The sequence below is a fragment of the Sphingosinicella sp. genome (assembly GCF_052387495.1).
GTDB lineage: Bacteria > Pseudomonadota > Alphaproteobacteria > Sphingomonadales > Sphingomonadaceae > Allosphingosinicella.
Map to the genome: position 1 here is coordinate 1 of NZ_JBQTJC010000212.1, position 18,429 is coordinate 18,429.

Sequence of the window (18,429 nt, forward strand, 5' to 3'; positions counted from 1 at the left end):
TGTTTGGCGTGCGTGGGGAGCGCCTCGAACGCCGCGTCGGAATCGGCCCGCGCGAGGGCCTCGCGCTCGGCCCCGCCGATGGCCGATCCATGCAGAAGGTTTGTGCTCATGCCGGCTGCTCCCACCAGGAGACGATCGCTTGCGCCGCGCCTTCGCCGAGGAGCAGGATCGCCGCGACGACAATGCAAAGGGCGAGCAGCGCCGCCACGAGGCGGCGGGAACGTCGGTCGGGCTCATAGACCTGATAGTCGCTTTCGATGGCTGCCGGCCCGGGCGCCGCCGCGGCCTCGCCGGGCGCGATGGCCGGGCCGATCTTGCCGCGCGCCAGCACCAGCCGCTGCGCGATCACGTCGCGCTTCTGCGCCTCGATCTCGCAGCCGATCCCGTGAAGGGCCGGATCGGGGATCGCGGCGATGAACCGGCCGAGCTCGCGATCGATGCCGACCAGCTCGTCCATCGCCGCCATCACGCCGCGCCGGTCCTGCCGCTCCTTGGCGAGATGGAGGCGCATGACCTGGAGGTTGGCGGCCCGGACAAAGCTCAGCCCGAGCGCGAGGTCGGCCGGCCCAATCCTGCCGCCGGCCTCAATCCCGGACGATGTCCGAATCTCTTCACGCAACACGAGCCGGCCCTTCCGCTACTGCGCGCATTTGGTCGCAAAGGCGCGCGGACCCGCAAGCGGCCGGAGCCGATCCGTTGCGCCGCCGAGACGGAAATGGGGAAGATGAGACTTTTCAGTGACGAACCGATGCTCGGGCCAGATTGCCAAGCCGGGAGAATCGCGCCATCCATTACTGACAATAATGTCATGAAGCCGGGGAGGGCCTGATTCCATGAAGTTCGCCAAAGCATTGCTCTGCACGGGCGCCATCGCCGCCGCCTTCGCCATGGCGACACCCGCCAGTGCCCAGCGCGTCGACCGGATCGTCGCCTTCGGCGATTCCTACGCCGATGACGGCAACCTCTGGCAGCTGCTCGGCATCCCGCCGAACCAGATCTATCCGAACGGCCGCTTCAGCAACGGCACCAACTTCGTCGACACGATGGCGCAACTGCTGGGCACGCCGGTGGACAATTTCGCGATCGGCGGCGCCTTCACCGGCAACGGCAACATCAACGGCCCCGGCATCCCCGGCTTTGTCACCGAATGGCAATCTTTCCTCGCCGGGGGCGGACCGGCCGCCTTCCCGCGCACGACCGGGCAATTCGATCCCAACGACCTCGTCGTCGTGTCGATCGGCGGCAACGACGCGCGCGCCTATGAGCGCAGCCTCGGCATCAATCCGACCGCCGCCCAGATCCAGGGGCTGATCGCCGGCGCGCCCGCCCAGGCGGCGCTGCGCGTCACCGAGACGACGACCGGATTGAATGCGCTGGTCAATGCCGGCGCGCGCAACATCACCTTCCTCGCCGGCGACGTCGGCCGCCTGCCCGAGGTCGCCGGCCTCCCGGTCGCCGCGGTCGGCACCGCTTATGCCAGCGCCTACAATCAGGGCATGCAGGCGCCGCTCGCCGCGCTCGCCGATCAGGGCGTGATCGTGAACTGGCTCGATCTCAACCGGATCGGCGACCGGGTGCAGGCGAACCTCGCGGCCTTCGGCCTGACCAGCGCCGGCGCCTGCCCGATCGCCTGCGTCACCACCAATCCGGAGCTGCTCGGCCAGTATCTCTTCTACGTCGATCAGGTCCACCTGACCTCGGCCGGCTTCGCCATCGTCGGCCGCTATGCCGTCCGCCAGCTCGAAACGCCGCTCCATCTCGAGGCGCAGGCCGATGTCGGCATGCAGATGGCCTCGTCGTTCGGTTCGACCCTGCTCGGCCGGCTCGATCTCTCCAATGCGCGCTTCGGCGCCGCCTCCGACCGGCGGCTCAACTTCTACGTCAGCGCCAACACGGCGAGCGTCGACCGCGACCCGACCCAGCGCAGCCTCGGCTACGAGCTCGACACGACGGGCGGCAGCGCCGGCGTCGAATATGATTTCGGGGGCGGCGCCGTCCTCGGCGCGGCGCTCAACTACTCCCGTTCCGAGGCCGACATGGACACGGCGACCGGCCGCGCCCGGGCGACCGGCTGGCAGGCCGGCCTCTATGGCGGCTGGAGCGGCGGCGGCGCCTTCGTCGAAGGCTATGTCGGCTACGGCTGGCTCGATTACGACATCATGCGCACCGCGGTGATCGACGACATCGCCGCCGAGGCGGACGGGACCGCGCTCTTCGCCGGCGGCCAGGCGGGCTATCTGTTCGGCCTGGGCGGCGTCCGCGTCGGCCCGGTGATCGGCCTGCGCTACGCCGAGGTCGAACTCGATCCCTATACCGAGACCGGCGATCCGGTGCTCACGCTCAACGTCCAGGAGCAGAGCCGAACCAGCCTGGTCGGCAGCGCTGGCGTGGAGCTGCGCGGCGAGCTGGACGTCGGCGGGCTCGCGGTGCGCCCCTATGCGACGGCGACGCTCGAGCGCGAGTTCGAGGGCGATGCGCGCACCATCCGCTATGCGCTCACCGCCGCCCCGACCATCGTCAACCAATGGCAGCTGCCCGCGCGCCCGGACGACGTCTACGGCCGGCTGACCGGCGGCGTCGCCTTCACCCTGAGCGACGCCATGTCGCTCCAGGTCCAGGCATCGACTTCGGTCCGTAACGACGAAGGCGACGATCTGTCGGGCTTCCTCGCCTTCCGGCTCAGCATCTAGCAGCGACACGGGGAAGTGGGCCGGCGCTCACTTCCCCTTCGCCGTCACCCGCTTCAGCAGCCGGTCGATCGCGCTGGCGGCCTCCGGCTCGTCGAGCGTCGGCGCGTGGCCGACGCGGGGGACGGTCGCGATCTCGAGCTTCGAATGCTCGGCCTTCATCTGTGCCGCGGTCTCCTCGCTCAGCAGGTCGGAGAGTTCGCCGCGAAGCAGCAGGGTCGGCGCATACGCGAGCGCGCGGAAGGCGGGCCAGAGGTCGAAGCCGGTCTCGCCGCCGGGCAGCTTGAAGGGCTCGGCGATGCGCATGTCGTAATCGTACACGACCCGCCCCGACGGGGTCAGCTTGCAAAGCCGCTTCGCATAGACCAGCCACTGGTCGAGCTCCCAGTCCGGGTAGCGGTCGGCCTGCGCCTCGGCGAGAAAGCGCGCGGCGTGGAGCCAGGTCGGCCAATCGCGCGCGCGCCCGACATAGGAGCGGATATGGTCGAGTCCGCGCGTCTCCAGCACCGGGCCGATATCGTTGAGGAGCGCGCCCGCGATCCGGGTCGGGTTGCCCAATGCGAGCAGCATCGTGATCAGGCCACCGAGCGAGGTGCCGAACAGGACGAAGCGTTCCAGCTTCAGCTCCGCGATCAGCGCCTCGACGTCCTGGAAATAGGTGAGCGGGACGTAGCTCATCGCATTCTTGGCATAGGCGCTCTCGCCGCGGCCGCGCAGCTCGACGCAGATTACCCGCCAGTCGTCCGCCAGCCGCTCCGCAACCCCTTCGAAGTCGCGCGCGTTGCGGGTGAGGCCCGGGATGCAGATGATCGGCGGCCGGCTCGCATCGCCGGCATAGTCGCGATAGTGGAGCCTGAGCCCGTCGCTCGACCACCAATAGCCATCGGACCAGCCCGCCATGCACCCGCCTCTCGACCTTGCCTCAAGCCCTATCGACGCTGGCGCGGCTGCGCGCAACCGCGGAGAGGGGCGGCTTGGGCCATGGCTGCTTCTGCCCGCCTTGCTCGGCGCGTGCGGCGGCGCGCCGGAGCCGCGGGAAAACGGCGTCGAGGCGGTGGCCGTCGGTGAGAATGTCAGCCAGTGGGAAACTCTGCCGGCCGGCGCGCGGGTTCGGATCGACGGCACGCTCGCGGGCGCGTTCGAAAATGGCGCCCGCGTCGACATCGCTCCCGATTTGTGCGCCCATCTCGCCATGAGTCGGCAGGAATGGGACCGGCTGATGCTAGCGGCCGGGCCGGGCCGGCGCGTCACGGTCTATGGCAGCAAGGCGGCCGATCCCGGCGGAAACAGCTGCCGGCTGCACCTCGACCGGGTCGGATTCATCGCGCGATGAGCGCCTATCGCCCCGAAACCGCGATCCTCGAGCTGGGCGGCGACTTCTACGACGTGGTCGAGGCGGCGGACTTTCCGGTTACGAAGCTGCGCTTCCGCAACGACCGCTGGGCAGCGACGGTCGGGCTGGATGACCTGAGCGACGCGCAATGGCTTCGTCATTTCGCGCGCTTCGAGGCGCTCCCGGACAATCTCGCCGAGAAGCTGGCGCTACGTTATCACGGCCATCAGTTCCGCGTGTACAATCCGGAGATCGGCGACGGCCGCGGCTTCCTCTTCGCGCAGCTTCGCGACGGCGCCGGGCGGCTGATGGACCTGGGCACCAAGGGCTCGGGGCAGACGCCCTACAGCCGCTTCGGCGACGGCCGGCTCACGCTGAAGGGCGCGGTGCGCGAGCTGCTTGCCACGGAGATGCTCGAGGCGCTCGGCGTGGAGACCTCGAAGACCTTCTCGATCGTCGAGACCGGCGAGGCGCTGGAGCGCAACGACGAGCCCTCCCCCACCCGCTCCGCCGTGCTCGTCCGCCTCAGCCACGGCCATATCCGGATCGGCACGTTCCAGCGCCTCGCCGCGCTCGACCAGCCCGACAATATCCGCAAGCTCACCGATTATTGCCTGCGCCAGTTCTTCGCCGACGAGAGCGGCGATCCCGTCCGCCTGCTCGATCATGTCGCGGCAGGCACCGCCCGGCTCGCCGCGTCGTACATCGCCGCCGGCTTCGTCCACGGCGTGCTCAATTCGGACAATATCAACGTCACCGCCGAGAGCTTCGACTACGGCCCGTGGCGCTGGACGCCCTTCTGGGACGGCCATTTCACCGCCGCCTATTTCGACCATGGCGGCCTCTACAGCTTCGGTCGCCAGCCCGAGGCGATCCACTGGGACCTGCTCCAGCTCGCCCGCGCGCTCGCCGCGATCGCCGAGGCGGATCACCTGAACCCGATCCTCGAAAGCTTCCGGAATCGCTTCCAGCTCGCTTTGCGCGACGCGATCCTCGCCCGGCTCGGCCTGATCCCGCGCGAACCCGGCGAGGACCTGCGTGTCCTCACCGCGATCGAGGAGGCGCTCGCCGGGCAGACGATGACGATCGACCGCTTCTTCTTCGACTGGCGCGGCGGCCGCCCCGCGACGGTGCCGGACGAATTCGCCGAGCTCCGCGCGCTGATCGACGCCTACCAGCCCGTGCCCGGCGCCCGCGACCATCCCTATTGGTCCGATCCCGAGCCCTGCTCCATGCATATCGACGAGGTCGAGGCGATCTGGTCGGCGATCGACCGCGACGACGACTGGTCCCCGCTTCATGCCAAGGTCGCCGCGGTGCGACGAATGGGCGAGGCGATGAGGGATGGCGGCGGCCGATGACGTGCCGGGCGGCAGGACAAGCGGCGTACAACTCTTGGCCGACTACGGTCGGTCGGGTCCCGAGCGTCAGAAGGCGATAGCAGACATGGGCAATACCTTACTGCAAGACCGGCAGAATCAGTTTGTGCGCGGGCCCCTGCGCTCATTTGATTGTTGACGGCCGGTCGGAAACCATTCCGTGACTACTCGTCGCTTCAATGCGTCAGGCGAGGAAGGCAAGCGCCTCGGCGACGAAGGTTTGATGGTGCTGAAAGATGCCGCCGTGGCCGGCGTCCTCGTAGATGGACAGTTTCGCCCCCGGAATACGCCGGGCCAGATCGGCTGAATTGACGGTCGGCACCATCAGATCGTCGTCGCCATTGGCGACGAACGTCGGTTGGGTTATGGCTCCCAAGTTCTGCGGTGCCTGACTACCCCAGGCGTGGATTGCCGTCAGCTGCGCGCGGAACGAGCGGATCGCCATCGGCCTGTCGCGATCCCTGGTTCGCTCCTTCAGCCGGGCGAGGAACGCCTTGGCCGCCCTCCGGCCGTTCGCGGTGCGGGTGAAGAACAGATAATATTTCGGATTCCTCAGCGTCAGCGCCCCTTTCACTATCGCGCGCAGCGTCAGGCCGGTCACCTTGTCGATCCCTTCGCCACCCGCCGGGCCGGTTCCGGTCAGGATCATCCGGCGAACGAGCGATGGTTCGGTCAGCGCGATCTGTTGCGCGACGAAGCCGCCGAGCGAGAAGCCGAGCAGGTCCACCGTGTCGAACCCCATGGCGCGGATGAAGGAAACCGCGTCGCGCGCCATCGCGGCTACGTTCGTCGGCGTTCGGCCGCCGGACGCGCCGACGCCGCGATTGTCGAAGGCGATCACGCGGTGCTTCGCCGCCAGCCCGTCGACCACGCGCGGATCATAATTGTCGAGCGTTGCCCCGAGGTGATTGAGGAGGATTACGGGAATGCCGGTCCGCGGCCCCAGGTCGCGATAGACGAAGGGAACGCCATCCCCGGCAATGTGGCGGGTAGGAACGTCCTTGAAGGCAGCGGCGGCTACGTCGGTCATCTCGATCACTCCGGCTGGGCGGGTCGGCCTCGCGTCGCCGAGAAGCCCCTTGCATTTCGTACTCTGCATATATACTTCAATAATTGAAGTTACAAGAATCGTGAGAATATGAAACCGAAATCCTTCGCCGGAATGCGCTGCTCCATCGCAGGCGCGCTCGAGCTGATCGGGGATCGCTGGGCACTGCTAGTGATCCGCGATCTCTCGCTGGGTCTCAGTCGCTACGACGACTTGCGCGCCAGCACGGGCATCCCCGCCGCGACGCTTGCCGCGCGCCTGAAGCATCTGACCGCCGCCGGCGTCGTCGAGCGGGTCCGCTATCAGCAGCGACCGCCCCGCGACGAATATCGGCTAACCGCCAAGGGCCGTGATTTGTGGAAGGTGAGCGTGGCTTTGCGCGAATGGGGGGACCGCTGGAACGCGACCGGGTTCGGTGCGCCGACGGTCGAGACGGTCGATCGCGACACCGGCCGTCCCCTCGTCCTCGCGCTCGTCGATGCCGAGACCGGGCAGGCGGTGCCTCTCGATCGTATCCGGTTGCGCCCCGGTCCCGGTGCGGACGAGGCCGTCCGTCGTTTTCTCGATCCCGCCGCAGGAGCAAACCGATGACCCAGCCGATCGAATTCTTCTACGACTTCCGGAGTCCCTACAGCTATCTGGCCTATACCCAGCTGCGCGGGATGGACGTCGACATTGCGCTCCGGCCGATGAAGATCCTCGAGCTGATGGAGAAGGTCGGCAACGTCCCGACCACCATCACCTGCGCCGCCAAGGGCCGCTACGCCCGCATGGACCTGGCGCGCTGGGCGGAACGCTACGGCGTCACGCTCAACCCGTCGAACATGCGCGACAACGACGGCGCCGCGTGCTCGCGCGCGGTGCTGGCGGCTGGGTCGCCCGGCGAAGCCGCCGCGATCACGCTGGCGCTGTACCGGGCCTGCTGGAGCGAAGGCCAGACGCTTGCCACGACCGACGACATCCTCGCCGCGATCGCGGCGGCCGGGCTCGATCCCGCCCCCATCGCCTCGCGGATCGACGCGCCCGACGTGGTCGCGCAACTCGACGCCAATACCGACGAGGCGGCCGAGCGCGGCGTGTTCGGATCGCCGACCATCTTCGTCGGGGACACGATGTTCTTCGGCAACGACCGGCTCAATTTCGTGCGCGAGGAGCTCGCGCGATTGAAGGAAGCAGCATGACCGATTCCGCCATCAAGCCGCTCGCGCTCGTCACCGGCGTTGGCCCGGGCACCGGCGCAGCGATCGTGCGCCGCTTCGCGGAGGGCGGCTATCGTGTCGCCATGCTGGCGCGCGACGCCGGCCGCCTCGCTTCCCTGGAGCAGGAGATCCCGGGATCGATCGCTATGCCGTGTGACGTGTCCGACGCCGTCGCGCTCGAACGCGCGATCAGGAAGGTCGGCGATCCGAAGGTCGTCGTCCACAACGCCGTCGGCGGCGCGTTCGGCACCTTCACTCAAATCGAGCCTGAGACGCTCCAGCGCAATTTCGAGATCAACACGATGGCGCTGCTTCATTTGGCGCGGCTGACGACGCCGGCGATGATCGCGGCGGGCGAAGGCGCGCTGATCGTGACCGGCAACACCTCGGCGCAGCGCGGGCGCGCGGCCTTCGCCGGCTTTGCGCCGACCAAGGCGGCGCAGCGCATTCTCGCGGAATCCCTAGCGCGCGACCTGGGCCCCAAAGGCGTCCATGTTGCCTATCTCGTCATCGACGCCGTGATCGACGTGCCATGGCAGCGCGAGCGCCTGCCGGACGCGGCGGACGACTTCTTCACCTCGCCCGCGTCGATCGCCGGCGAGGTGTTTCATCTCGCGCATCAGCCGCGCGATGCATGGTCGTTCCTCGCCGAGGTCCGCCCGTTCCACGAGCCCTGGTGAGCGCGATGCCGGATCAGATCGATACTGCGCCCGACGGACTGGAGCAGCTTCGCGGTATGCTGGCTGGCGGGCTGAAGGCGCCGATCGGCCGAACGCTCGGCTTCGACCTGGTCGAGGTCGAACGGGGCCGGGTCGTGTTTCAGGGCGCGCCCGACCGCAGCGTCTACAATCCGCTCGGCGCCGTGCATGGCGGTTATGCGGCGACGCTGCTCGACAGCGCCTGCGGCATCGCCGTCCATTCCGAGCTCGGCCCCAACCGCAGACACACGACGCTCGAGCTGAAGGTCTCGTATCTGCGCGGCCTCAGCGAGAATAGTGGAACGGTCCGCGCGACCGGCCGCGCCATATCGGTCGGACGGCGCGTCGCCTTCGCGGAGGCGACGCTCCACGACGGCGAGGGGCGACTGTGCGCGACCGCGACCTCGACTCTGCTGGTGTTCGACGTCGAGCCGCGCGGGCGCGGCGCTCTGCGATCCTGAAATCGAACTGGAGATCGTCATGAAGGGATTTGCCATCGACAGCTACAAGGGTCCACTGACCCTGCGAGAGCTGCCTGACCCGACCCCAGGGCCAGGCGACGTCGTCGTCGAAATCGCGGCGGCGAGCGTCAACCCGATCGACTTGAAATTGCGCGACGGCGAATTCAAGGCGATCTTGCCGGCCAAGCTGCCTCTGATCCTCGGGAATGACCTGGCCGGCACCGTGGTGGCAGTGGGAGCCGGCGCGCGGCGCTTCAAGGTCGGCGACGAGGTCTTCGCCCATCCGGACAACGATCGCATCGGCACCTTCGCCGAACGCATCGCCATCGCCGAGGCAGACCTGGCCCTCAAACCCTCCAGCCTTGGCATGACGGAGGCCGCATCGCTTCCGCTCGTCGCGTTGACGGCGTGGCAGGTGCTGGTGGAGCGCGCACAGGTGAAGCCGGGGCAGAAGGTGCTGATCCACGCCGGCTCGGGGGGCGTCGGCACGATCGCGATCCAGCTCGCCAAGCACTTGGGCGCCACGGTCGCGGCGACCACCGGCACGGACAATGTCGACCTGGTCAGGAGCCTCGGCGCCGATGTGGTCATCGACTATCGCAGCGAGGATTTCGCCGAGCGGCTGAGCGGCTATGATGTCGTCCTCAACACGCTCGGCGCCGACGTGCTCGAAAGATCGCTCTCGGTGCTGAAGCCCGGCGGCAAGCTGATCTCGATCTCCGGCCCGCCCGATCCAGCCTTTGCGCGCGAGATCGGCGCGAACTGGATCGTGCGCCAGCTGCTGCACCTTGCGAGCCTCAGAATCCGCCGCAAGGCGAGAAAGCGCGGTGTCGATTATTCGTTCCTGTTCATGCGAGCGGATGGCACACAGCTCGCCGAGATCGCGAAACTGGTCGATGCCGGCGTGATCCGCCCGGTAATCGAGCAGGTGTTCGCGTTCGCCGAAACACCCGCTGCCATGGCCAGCGTGGAATCCGGTCGTGCCCGCGGCAAGGTCGTTATCCGGATTGCGGACGATCCGGCTACCGCACTGAGCTCGTGAAGACGCTGCACGAAGTCTGCTTTCGAGTTCGACCTCTTGCATGCTTGACGACCGCGAAGGGCGCAAGGCGGACGCCTCGCCGGCGGCGGCCGACCAGGGCGAGGCGGGTGGCGGAGGCTTGCCGGGCTGTTCCTCCCTCGCCGAGACGCGGGCCGCGCCGGCGCAGCCGGCGCCGGCGAGGCCCACGCAAATGCTTGAAAAATCCGGCCGTCCCGCCATGAATGCGCGGCCATGGCCAGCCTGACCTCGATCGAGCCCGCGACCGGCGAAACCTTGTGGACCGGCGCGGCCGGCGATCCCGACGAAGCCGTCTCCGCCGCGCGCGCCGCCTGGGCGGGATGGGCCGCCAAGCCCTTCGCGGTCCGGGTCGAGACGCTGCGCCGCTTCGCCAATCTCGCCCGCGCGCAGATCGAGCCCTTCGCCGACCTGATCGCGCGCGAGACCGGCAAGCCGCTCTGGGAAGCGCGCACCGAAATCGAGGCGATGATCAAGAAGGTCGACATCTCGGTCTCGGCCTATGCCGAGCGCACCGCGCAGCGCCGCCAGGAGGGCGCGATGGGCGCGCGCATCGCCGTCCGCCACAAGCCGCACGGCGTGCTCGCCGTGCTCGGCCCCTATAATTTCCCCGCGCATTTGCCGAACGGCCACATCGTGCCCGCGCTGATCGCGGGCAACGCGATCGTCTTCAAGCCGAGCGAGAAGACGCCCGCGACCGGCGAGATGCTGGTCAGGCTCTATCACGAGGCGGGCGTGCCGGCGGACGTGGTGCGCTGCGTCCAGGGCGGGCCCGAAATCGGCAAGGCGCTCGCCGCGCATCCGGGGCTCGACGGCCTGCTCTTCACCGGCTCGGCCCGCGCCGGGCTCGCGCTCCACAAGCAGTTCGCCGAGACGCCGAACCGGATCCTCGCGCTCGAGATGGGCGGCAACAACCCGCTCGTCGTCTGGGACGCCGCGGACATTCACGCCGCCGCGACGATCGCGGTGCAATCCGCCTATCTCTCGGCCGGGCAGCGCTGCACCTGCGCGCGGCGGCTGATCGTCAGGGACGGCGAGCACGAGGCGCTGGTTGAGGCGATCGTCAGGCTCGCCGACCGGCTGATCGTCGATCATCCGCACGCCAGTCCCGCGCCGTTCATGGGCCCGGTGATCGACAACGACGCGGCCGACGCGCTACAGGAGGCGTTCCTCGACCTGATGGGCAAGGGCGGCCGCGCGATCCGCCGGCTCGACCGCAAGGACCCGGACAGGCCCTTCCTCACCCCCGCTTTGATCGACGTCACCGACGTGCAGCGCCGGTCGGACAGCGAGCTGTTCGGCCCCGTCCTCCAGCTGATCCGCGTCGCCGATTTCGACGCCGCCATCGCCGAGGCGAACGCGACCCGCTACGGCCTCTCCGCCGCTTTGGTCGGGGGCAGCCCGGAGCTGTACGACCGCTTCTGGGCGAACGTCCGCGCCGGCGTGATCAACCGCAACAACCCGACCAACGGCGCCCCCTCAAACGCGCCGTTCGGCGGCATTGGCCTCTCCGGCAACCATCGCCCCAGCGCCTATTACGCCGCCGATTACAGCGCCTATCCGGTGACCAGCTCCGAGGCCGAGAACGCCCGCGCGACGATCGGCATCGGACTGGCCGATCCGGCGGCGGCGGCGAACATCGAGGGCTAATCCACCAGCCGCCGGCTCGCATAAGTATATTCGAGCGCGAGACGGCGGGCGGTTTCCCGCAGGTTCGCCGCTGCGGCGTGGCCGCCTTCGATATTCTCGTAATAATAATAGGGCGCGCCGATCGCGTGGAGCCGCGCCGCCGCCTTGCGGCCGTGCGCGGGATGGACGCGATCGTCGGCGGTCGAGGTGAGGATGAACGGCGTCGGATAGGTCCGCCCCGGCGTCAGCCTTTGGTAGGGCGAATAGCTCTCGAGCCAGGCGCGCTGCTCGGCGATGCGCGGATCGCCATATTCGCCGATCCAGGAGGCGCCGGCGCCGATCAGGTGGTAGCGGAGCATGTCGAACAGCGGGACCTGGATGATCGCGGCGTTGAACAATTCGGGCCGCTGGGTGATCGCGGTGCCGACGAGGAGGCCGCCCTGGCTGCCGCCGACCACGCCGAGCCGCCGCGGCGAGGTGATCCGCCGTCGGATCAGATCCTCGGCGACGGCGATATAATCGTCCCAGCTGCGCTGCTTGTTGGCGAGCTGGGCGCTCTGATGCCATTCGGGCCCGAACTCGCCGCCCCCGCGCAGATTGGCGACGACATAGGCGTTGCCCTGCTCGAGCCAGAGCCGCCCCATCGTCCCCGAATAATTTGGCACCTGGCTGACCTGGAAACCGCCATAGCCGTAGAGCAGGGTCGGCGTGGAGCCGTCCATCGCCATGTCGCGCGGGCGCACCAGGAAATAGGGGATGCGGGTGCCGTCGCGCGACACCGCCTCGCGCTGCTCGACCAGGTGGCGCGACGCGTCGAACCGCGCGGCTGTCGTCCGAAGCGTTTCCAGCGCGCCGCTCGCGCCGTCGTAAAGCCAGAGCGTCTGCGGCGTGAGGTAATCGGTGACCGTGAACATCGCCTGGTCGGTCTGGTCCGAGGCGGCGGAGACGGCGATGGTCGCGTTGCGCGGCAGCTCGAGCTCGGTCGAGCGCCACTGGCCGCCCGCATAATCGTAGGCGAAGGCGCGGCCCCGGACGTTGTCCAGAATCGTGACGATCAGCCGCCCGTTGGTGGTGGCGATGCCGCGCAAGGTCTGCCGCTCCCCGGGCGCCCAGACCAGGCTCGGCCGCGCGGCGAGCGGATCGCGCGTCCATTCGGCGAGGCCGTAGGAGAGGACCGAATCGGGCGCGAAGCGCTGGCCGTTCACCTCCCACGCCTCGTCGATGGTGAGCAGCACGCGGCCGTCGACGATGCCCTGGAGCGCGGCCCGGCGCGGGATTGGCAAGGTGACGTTGCCGCCCGGGCGGAACAGCACGGCCTCGGAATTGAAGAAATCGAGCCCGCGCCAGCCGCCCGTCGCATGGGCGCGGCCGGAGCTGTCGCGCAGCACGAAGGGCTGGACGCTGACGTCGCCCTCGGCGCCGCGATAGACCTCCACCGCCTGGTCGAGCGTCTGGCCGCGGCGCAGCCGGCGGACGACGAAGGGATAGCCCGACTGGGTCATCGTCCCCGGCCCCCATTCGCGCGCGACGAGCAAAGTGTCCGCATCCTCCCAGACGACGCTCTGCTTGCCGTCGGGGAGCGCGAAGCCGCCATCGACGAAGCGCCGCTCGCGAAGATCGAATTCGCGCGCGACATTGGCGTCGCGGCCGCCGTCGGAGAGGAAGACGAGGCAGCGCCGCTCCTCGGGCGGCAGGCAGCTCATCCCCTGATAGACCCAGGATGTGCCTTCCTCGCGGGCGAGCGCGTCGACGTCGAGCACGGTTTCCCACTGGGGGTTCTCGGTGCGGTAGCTCGCCAGCGTCGTGCGGCGGACGATGCCGCGGACGTGATCGGCGTCCTGCCAGAAATTGTAGAGCCCGTCGGGACGGAAGCTGACGGTCGGGATGCGGTCGCGGGCCTGGAGGATGGTGAGCGCCTGATCATAGAAGCGCTGGTAACGCGGATCGGCCTGCAGCTCGCCCAAAGTCCGCTCGTTCTCCGCCCGCGCCCAGGCCAGCGCGCGCTCGCTTTGGATCTCCTCGAGCCAAGTGAACGGATCGTCGGTGGGCGCGGAATCCTGCCCCAGCGCCATCGTCCCCGTCACCGCGAGCAACCCCGCCAAAAGCATCCCACGAACCGCCATCCTTCCCTCCGCCCGGTGTGCGGGGACGCTAAGACGGCAAAACAGTCGGTGGCAAGGCTCAGCCGCGCAGCTCCGGGAGATATTCGGCCTCGGCGTGGTCGGAGAAGCGGGTGATCTTGGCGTCGAACTTGAGCTTGACCTTGCCGGTGGCGCCGTGGCGCTGCTTGGCGATGATCAGCTCGGAGAGCTGGTAGACCCGCTCCATGTCGCGCTGCCATTGCTCGTAATTCTCGAAAATCTTGGAATCGTCGCCCTCGACCGGGCGCTTGGGCTCGCGGCTCGCGACATAATATTCCTCGCGATAGACGAAGAGGACGATGTCGGCGTCCTGCTCGATCGAGCCGGATTCCCTGAGATCCGAAAGCTGCGGGCGCTTGTCCTCGCGCTGCTCGACCGCGCGGCTCAATTGCGAGAGCGCGAGGACGGGCACGTTGAGCTCCTTGGCGAGCGTCTTCAGGCCCCGCGAAATCTCGGAAATCTCGTTGACCCTGTTCTCGTTCGTATTGCGCCCGGTGCCCTGCAGCAATTGCAGATAATCGACGACGACGACGCCGATCCCCTTCTGCCGCTTCAGCCGCCGGGCGCGGGTACGCAAGGCGGCGATGGTGAGGCCGGGCGTGTCGTCGATGTAGAGCGGCAGCGATTCGAGATCCGCCGCGGCGCGGGCGAGGTTGCGGAAATCCTGCTGGCTGATCTTGCCCATGCGCAGCGCTTCGGAGCTGATCCCGGATTGCTCGGCGAGGATGCGGGTGGCGAGCTGGTCGGCCGACATTTCGAGGCTGAAGAAGGCGATTCCCGCCCCGGCCGACTTCTCCGGGGCGATCTCGTCCTCGGTGTCCTGGACCAGCCGCCGCGCCGCGTTGAAGGCGATGTTGGTGGCGAGCGCGGTCTTGCCCATGCCGGGGCGACCGGCGAGGATGATCAGGTCGCTGTGGTGGAGGCCGCCGGTCTTCGCGTTGATCGTGTCGAAGCCGGTGGTGATGCCGGAAAGGCCGCCGCCGGTGTTCAGCGCCTTCTCGGCCATCTGCACGGCGAGCCTTGTGGCCTGGGCGAAGCTCTTCACCGAGCCCTCGCCGCCGCCCTCCTCGGCGACCCGGTAGAGCGCCGCCTCGGCCGCCTCGATCTGGCCCTTGGGCTCGACCTCCTCGGAGGTGTCGAGCGCCTTTTCGACCATCTCGCGGCCGACGCCGACGAGGGCGCGCAGAAGCGCGAGGTCGTAAATCTGCTCGGCGAAATCGCGCGCGCCGATGATCGCGGCGCCCGAACCGGTGAGCTGGGCGAGATAGGCCGGCCCGCCGACCTCCTTCATCTCCTCGTCGGCTTCGAACAGGGGGCGCAGGGTGACCGGCGAGGCGATCATGTTGCGGTCGAGCAGGCGCAATATCTGCTCGTAGATTCGGCCGTGCAGCGGCTCGAAGAAATGCTCGGGGCGGAGCTTGAGCTGGATGTCCTCGGCCAGCCGGTTGTCGATCATCAGCGCGCCCAGAAGCGCGGCTTCGGCCTCGACATTGTGGGGGAGCGCCTGGGCGGTCGGAGTGGGCGATTCGATCAGGGTCAGCGGTTGGGCCATGCCGGAATCTGTGAACCCATCCGCCAGCCGCCACAAGCCAACAAGCCTGTGGAACTGCTGTGGATTGCCGTCTTTTCGTCATTGCGAGCGAAGCGAAGCAATCCAGTCACTCTGGATTGCCGCGTCGCTTCGCTCCTCGCAATGACGATGGGTGGCGCGGCCATGCCGCGCCCGCTAACAGCGTCGCGTGCCCGATCCCCGCATCATCGCCATCGATCTCGACGAGCGCTCGATCCTGAGGCGCAACGCCGATATCGAGCAGGAGCGCAGGGTCGCGATCTTCGACCTGCTCGAGGCGAATCACTTCGACGTCGCCGGCCATGACGGACCGCATCGCATCCGCCTGCGCGAGGAGGAAGGCCGGCTCGCGATCGATCTGCTCGGCGAGGACGGCCCGGTCCGCCACACGATCCGTGTCGGTCTCGCCCGGCTGCGCCGCCCGATCCGCGACTATTTCGCGATCTGCGAATCCTATTTCAAAGCCGTTCGCCAGGATCATCCGCGCGGGATCGAGGCGATCGACATGGCCCGCCGCGGCCAGCACAACGAGGCGGCGGAGCTGCTCCAGGAGTGCCTCAAGGGCAAGGTCGAGACGGATTTCGACACCGCGCGCCGGCTCTTCACCCTGATCTGCGTGCTCCACATCAAGCAGACGACGACGGTTGACGTGGCCCGCCACCCCCCGGCATCCCACGTCACATGATCCTTTCCGACCGCTGGATTCGCGAGCAGGCCCAGGCGCACGGCATGATCGAGCCGTTCGTCGAATCGCAGCGCCGCGAGGGCTGCATCTCCTACGGCCTCTCCTCCTACGGCTATGACGCCCGCGTCGCCGACGAGTTCAAGATCTTCACCAATGTCGATTCGGCGGTCGTCGACCCAAAGGATTTCGCGGCCAACAGCTTCGTCGACCGGCAGACGAATTGCTGCATCATCCCGCCGAACAGCTTCGCGCTCGCCCGCACGGTCGAATATTTCCGGGTGCCGCGCGACGTGCTCGTCATCTGCCTCGGCAAATCGACCTATGCCCGCTGCGGCATCATCGTGAACGTGACTCCGCTCGAGCCCGGCTGGGAAGGTCATGTCACGCTCGAATTCTCGAACACGACCCCGCTCCCCGCCAAGGTCTACGCGAACGAGGGCGCCTGCCAGTTCCTCTTCCTCCAGGGCAACGAGCCCTGCGAGACGAGCTATGCCGACCGCGCCGGCAAATATCTGGGCCAGCGCGGCGTCACGCTCCCCAAACTCTAGCTACATGCCGATCGGATCGGGCTCCTCGTCGCGGCGCGGCGCCGGACGGGGCGCGGGCGCGTCGCGTACGACTGGCGCGGGGCGCGCGGCCTGCGGCAGCGGTCCGCGCTCGCGCGCCCGGGCGAATTGCGGACGGGCGGCGCCGTTCGGGAGGCGGATGACGTCGCCGATCTCGATGGCGCGCGGATCGATGCCGGGATTGGCGGCGAGCAGGGCCGGCAGGCTGACCCGCGACCAGCGCGCCAGCGAATAGAGCGTGTCGCCGCGAGTCATCGCGTAAGTGAGTCGGCCGGTGGCGTCGGTCGCCGGCGCGGACCGGGTCACCCGACGAGCGAAGGCCTCGCCGCCCGGAATGACCAACCGCTGGCCGACCAGGATCAGATTCGGGTCGGCGATGCGGCTGGCGGCGGCGATCGCCGCCACGGTCGAGCCGCAGCGCCGCGCGACCCGGCCCAGCGTGTCGCCGCGCACGACGACATAGTCGCCATCGCCGCAGATTCCGGGCGGCGCCAGCGCGGCGAGGCCGAGCCCACCGGCGATCAACAGGGACAAAGCGGCAAGCGAGCGACTCATGGCGGCCTCCTTCGAGAAGCGTTAACCATGTTGCGGCGCTCGCGGCCGCATTGCAACCGCTTGAGAATACCTCAGTCTTAGGGCGTCCGCCGGGACGCTAAATACGTCAGCCTAGGGACAGCGATCCACGGCGCGGCCGATCTGCTTGTCGCGGCCGGCCTCGGTGGTGTCGACCCGGATGGAGATGCGGCCGTCGAAGAAGGCGGCCGGATTGGGATTGCCGTCGCTCGGCCGGCAGAAGCCGCCGATGAACTCCTGGGTGACCTGCTCCGGCGACATCGTGCTGCGCCAGCCGACCGGCCCGTCCATGCCGACGACGAGCACGTCACCCTCGCTGCGCACCTCCGAGATGTGGAGGATGCCGAACGACTGGCCGACCAGGCCCTGCATATGAGTGGCATAGTCGGCCGCGGTCTGCGCGGCGAGCATCACCGGCGTCAGCGCGAGCGCGGCGACGAACAAAAGCAACTTGCGGATCATGCGGAGTCCTCCCCTCGGATCGGCGCGATCTTCGGCGAGAAAAAGGGAAATTGCCAGCGGGATTCTAGCGGCCCAACTCTAGCGCCGCCGCCCCTGATGACGGATGTTGGCCGGGCGGCCGCGCCGCCCCTGCATCCGCTTGTCCGGCCTGCCCTCGCGCGGGGGCCGCGTCCGGTTCGGACCGGACGACCCTTCGGGCAGCTCGAAGCGCAAGGCGCCGCTCACCGGATCGGCCTCGGTGAGGCGCAAAGTGAGCCGCTGGCCGAGCGTGTAGCGCTCGCCGCTCTCGTTGCCGATCAGGCTCTGGCTCGCCTCGTCGTGGCGAAAATATTCGTTCCCCAGGGTCGCCGCGGGGACCAGCCCGTCGCCGCCCAGCTCCTCGACCGTGGCGAAGAAGCCGAAGGGTTGGACGCCCGTGATCCGGCACTTGACCAAAGCGCCGACCTGATCGGCGAGATAGGCGGCGACATAGCGGTCCATCGTCTCGCGCTCGGCGACCATCGCCCGGCGCTCGAGGTTGGAGATGAGCTCGCCCGTCACCTCCATCGCCGCCGCTTCCTCGTCGGTCAGGCCGCCCTCACCGAGCCGGTAGTGGCGGACCAAGGCGCGGTGGACGACGAGATCGGCATAGCGGCGGATCGGCGAGGTGAAATGGGCGTAGGAGCCGAGCGCCAGCCCAAAATGGCCGTGATTCTCCGGGCCGTAATAGGCCTGGGTCTGGGTACGCAGCACCTGCTCCATGATCTGCGGCCGGAAGTCGGCCTCGGCGACCCGCTCGAGGATATGATTGAACGTCCCCGGGCGCACCACCTGACCGAGCGCGAAGTCGATCTCGAAGGTCTTGAGATAGTCGCGAAGCGCGACCAATTTCTCGCGGCTCGGCGGCTCGTGGATGCGGTACATGACCGGCGCCTTCTTCGCCTCCAGCGCCTTCGCCGCGG

The 18,429-nt window shown here is 68.4% G+C and carries 19 protein-coding genes; 11 read left to right on the top strand and 8 right to left on the bottom strand.

The genetic code is table 11. The annotated features are described in order from the left end of the window. Positions 1-106: 106 nt before the first annotated feature. Positions 107-619 (bottom strand): hypothetical protein, encoded by a 513-nt coding sequence (locus ACT4N8_RS11835; protein WP_444858329.1) that lies wholly within the window; start codon positions 617-619, stop codon positions 107-109. Positions 620-833: 214 nt separating this feature from the next. On the opposite strand from ACT4N8_RS11835, the gene ACT4N8_RS11840 reads away from it, so the two are divergent. After that, positions 834-2,690, top strand: a complete 1,857-nt coding sequence (locus tag ACT4N8_RS11840) for an autotransporter domain-containing protein (RefSeq protein ID WP_444858330.1) — start codon at positions 834-836, stop codon at positions 2,688-2,690. A 27-nt stretch (positions 2,691-2,717) separates the two neighbouring features. On the opposite strand, the gene ACT4N8_RS11845 is transcribed toward ACT4N8_RS11840, so the two are convergent. Next, complete coding sequence (locus ACT4N8_RS11845) at positions 2,718-3,587, bottom strand: alpha/beta fold hydrolase (protein WP_444858331.1); 870 nt, start codon at positions 3,585-3,587, stop codon at positions 2,718-2,720. Between the two features lie 154 nt (positions 3,588-3,741). Between ACT4N8_RS11845 and ACT4N8_RS11850 the strand changes: the two genes are divergently transcribed. Further along, positions 3,742-4,020 carry a hypothetical protein gene (locus ACT4N8_RS11850; protein ID WP_444858332.1) on the top strand — a complete coding sequence of 93 codons (279 nt, stop codon included), beginning with the start codon at positions 3,742-3,744 and terminating at the stop codon, positions 4,018-4,020. Then, complete coding sequence (locus ACT4N8_RS11855; RefSeq protein ID WP_444858333.1) at positions 4,017-5,381, top strand: protein adenylyltransferase SelO family protein; 1,365 nt, start codon at positions 4,017-4,019, stop codon at positions 5,379-5,381. The genes ACT4N8_RS11850 and ACT4N8_RS11855 overlap by 4 nt, the downstream gene beginning before the upstream one ends. A gap of 202 nt (positions 5,382-5,583) precedes the next feature. Here ACT4N8_RS11855 and ACT4N8_RS11860 read toward each other — a convergent pair whose 3' ends face one another. Next, positions 5,584-6,429, bottom strand: coding sequence for an alpha/beta fold hydrolase (locus ACT4N8_RS11860; protein ID WP_444858334.1), 846 nt, complete (start codon positions 6,427-6,429; stop codon positions 5,584-5,586). 108 nt (positions 6,430-6,537) lie between these two features. Here ACT4N8_RS11860 and ACT4N8_RS11865 point away from each other — a divergent pair, with 108 nt between their 5' ends. From ACT4N8_RS11865 to astD, 6 genes are all read left to right on the top strand, one after another. After that, complete coding sequence (locus tag ACT4N8_RS11865; protein ID WP_444858335.1) at positions 6,538-7,038, top strand: winged helix-turn-helix transcriptional regulator; 501 nt, start codon at positions 6,538-6,540, stop codon at positions 7,036-7,038. Beyond that, positions 7,035-7,628, top strand: a complete 594-nt coding sequence (locus tag ACT4N8_RS11870) for a 2-hydroxychromene-2-carboxylate isomerase (protein WP_444858336.1) — start codon at positions 7,035-7,037, stop codon at positions 7,626-7,628. The genes ACT4N8_RS11865 and ACT4N8_RS11870 overlap by 4 nt, the downstream gene beginning before the upstream one ends. Beyond that, entirely contained in the window at positions 7,625-8,326 is a 702-nt protein-coding gene (locus tag ACT4N8_RS11875; protein ID WP_444858337.1) for an SDR family NAD(P)-dependent oxidoreductase, read from the top strand. The genes ACT4N8_RS11870 and ACT4N8_RS11875 overlap by 4 nt, the downstream gene beginning before the upstream one ends. 5 nt (positions 8,327-8,331) lie before the next feature. Beyond that, entirely contained in the window at positions 8,332-8,805 is a 474-nt protein-coding gene (locus tag ACT4N8_RS11880; RefSeq protein WP_444858347.1) for a PaaI family thioesterase, read from the top strand. A gap of 19 nt (positions 8,806-8,824) precedes the next feature. Further along, positions 8,825-9,847, top strand: coding sequence for an NADP-dependent oxidoreductase (locus tag ACT4N8_RS11885; protein ID WP_444858338.1), 1,023 nt, complete (start codon positions 8,825-8,827; stop codon positions 9,845-9,847). 231 nt (positions 9,848-10,078) lie between these two features. Beyond that, positions 10,079-11,512: a succinylglutamate-semialdehyde dehydrogenase gene (gene astD / locus ACT4N8_RS11890; RefSeq protein ID WP_444858339.1), complete on the top strand. Its 1,434-nt coding sequence runs from the start codon at positions 10,079-10,081 to the stop codon at positions 11,510-11,512. On the opposite strand, the gene ACT4N8_RS11895 is transcribed toward astD, so the two are convergent. Beyond that, the gene (locus ACT4N8_RS11895; protein WP_444858340.1) at positions 11,509-13,614 is read right to left on the bottom strand and encodes a prolyl oligopeptidase family serine peptidase; all 2,106 of its coding nucleotides are present in this window, start codon (positions 13,612-13,614) and stop codon (positions 11,509-11,511) included. The genes astD and ACT4N8_RS11895 overlap by 4 nt on opposite strands. A gap of 58 nt (positions 13,615-13,672) precedes the next feature. Beyond that, the gene (locus ACT4N8_RS11900; RefSeq protein WP_444858341.1) at positions 13,673-15,184 is read right to left on the bottom strand and encodes a replicative DNA helicase; all 1,512 of its coding nucleotides are present in this window, start codon (positions 15,182-15,184) and stop codon (positions 13,673-13,675) included. Positions 15,185-15,371: 187 nt separating this feature from the next. Between ACT4N8_RS11900 and ACT4N8_RS11905 the strand changes: the two genes are divergently transcribed. Further along, positions 15,372-15,887 (top strand): UPF0262 family protein, encoded by a 516-nt coding sequence (locus ACT4N8_RS11905; protein WP_444858342.1) that lies wholly within the window; start codon positions 15,372-15,374, stop codon positions 15,885-15,887. Further along, complete coding sequence (gene dcd / locus ACT4N8_RS11910) at positions 15,884-16,435, top strand: dCTP deaminase (RefSeq protein ID WP_444858343.1); 552 nt, start codon at positions 15,884-15,886, stop codon at positions 16,433-16,435. The genes ACT4N8_RS11905 and dcd overlap by 4 nt, the downstream gene beginning before the upstream one ends. On the opposite strand, the gene ACT4N8_RS11915 is transcribed toward dcd, so the two are convergent. The 3 genes from ACT4N8_RS11915 to ACT4N8_RS11925 all read right to left on the bottom strand — a co-directional run. Next, positions 16,436-17,008, bottom strand: coding sequence for a LysM peptidoglycan-binding domain-containing protein (locus ACT4N8_RS11915; RefSeq protein ID WP_444858344.1), 573 nt, complete (start codon positions 17,006-17,008; stop codon positions 16,436-16,438). 111 nt (positions 17,009-17,119) lie between these two features. Continuing rightward, entirely contained in the window at positions 17,120-17,488 is a 369-nt protein-coding gene (locus ACT4N8_RS11920) for a hypothetical protein (protein WP_444858345.1), read from the bottom strand. A 78-nt stretch (positions 17,489-17,566) separates the two neighbouring features. Further along, on the bottom strand, positions 17,567-18,429 hold an 863-nt coding region (locus tag ACT4N8_RS11925), incomplete at its 5' end, for an RNB domain-containing ribonuclease (protein WP_444858346.1).

Bases quoted from the DNA above. Each gene is read 5' to 3' on its own strand.
- ACT4N8_RS11900 (WP_444858341.1), bottom strand. From the start codon at position 15,184: ATGGCCCAACCGCTGACCCTGATCGAATCGCCCACTCCGACCGCCCAG.
- astD (WP_444858339.1), top strand. From the start codon at position 10,079: ATGGCCAGCCTGACCTCGATCGAGCCCGCGACCGGCGAAACCTTGTGG.
- ACT4N8_RS11870 (WP_444858336.1), top strand. From the start codon at position 7,035: ATGACCCAGCCGATCGAATTCTTCTACGACTTCCGGAGTCCCTACAGC.
- ACT4N8_RS11880 (WP_444858347.1), top strand. From the start codon at position 8,332: ATGCCGGATCAGATCGATACTGCGCCCGACGGACTGGAGCAGCTTCGC.
- ACT4N8_RS11875 (WP_444858337.1), top strand. From the start codon at position 7,625: ATGACCGATTCCGCCATCAAGCCGCTCGCGCTCGTCACCGGCGTTGGC.
- ACT4N8_RS11920 (WP_444858345.1), bottom strand. From the start codon at position 17,488: ATGATCCGCAAGTTGCTTTTGTTCGTCGCCGCGCTCGCGCTGACGCCG.
- ACT4N8_RS11915 (WP_444858344.1), bottom strand. From the start codon at position 17,008: ATGAGTCGCTCGCTTGCCGCTTTGTCCCTGTTGATCGCCGGTGGGCTC.
- ACT4N8_RS11845 (WP_444858331.1), bottom strand. From the start codon at position 3,587: ATGGCGGGCTGGTCCGATGGCTATTGGTGGTCGAGCGACGGGCTCAGG.
- ACT4N8_RS11885 (WP_444858338.1), top strand. From the start codon at position 8,825: ATGAAGGGATTTGCCATCGACAGCTACAAGGGTCCACTGACCCTGCGA.
- ACT4N8_RS11865 (WP_444858335.1), top strand. From the start codon at position 6,538: ATGAAACCGAAATCCTTCGCCGGAATGCGCTGCTCCATCGCAGGCGCG.
- ACT4N8_RS11855 (WP_444858333.1), top strand. From the start codon at position 4,017: ATGAGCGCCTATCGCCCCGAAACCGCGATCCTCGAGCTGGGCGGCGAC.
- ACT4N8_RS11895 (WP_444858340.1), bottom strand. From the start codon at position 13,614: ATGGCGGTTCGTGGGATGCTTTTGGCGGGGTTGCTCGCGGTGACGGGG.
- ACT4N8_RS11840 (WP_444858330.1), top strand. From the start codon at position 834: ATGAAGTTCGCCAAAGCATTGCTCTGCACGGGCGCCATCGCCGCCGCC.
- ACT4N8_RS11860 (WP_444858334.1), bottom strand. From the start codon at position 6,429: ATGACCGACGTAGCCGCCGCTGCCTTCAAGGACGTTCCTACCCGCCAC.
- dcd (WP_444858343.1), top strand. From the start codon at position 15,884: ATGATCCTTTCCGACCGCTGGATTCGCGAGCAGGCCCAGGCGCACGGC.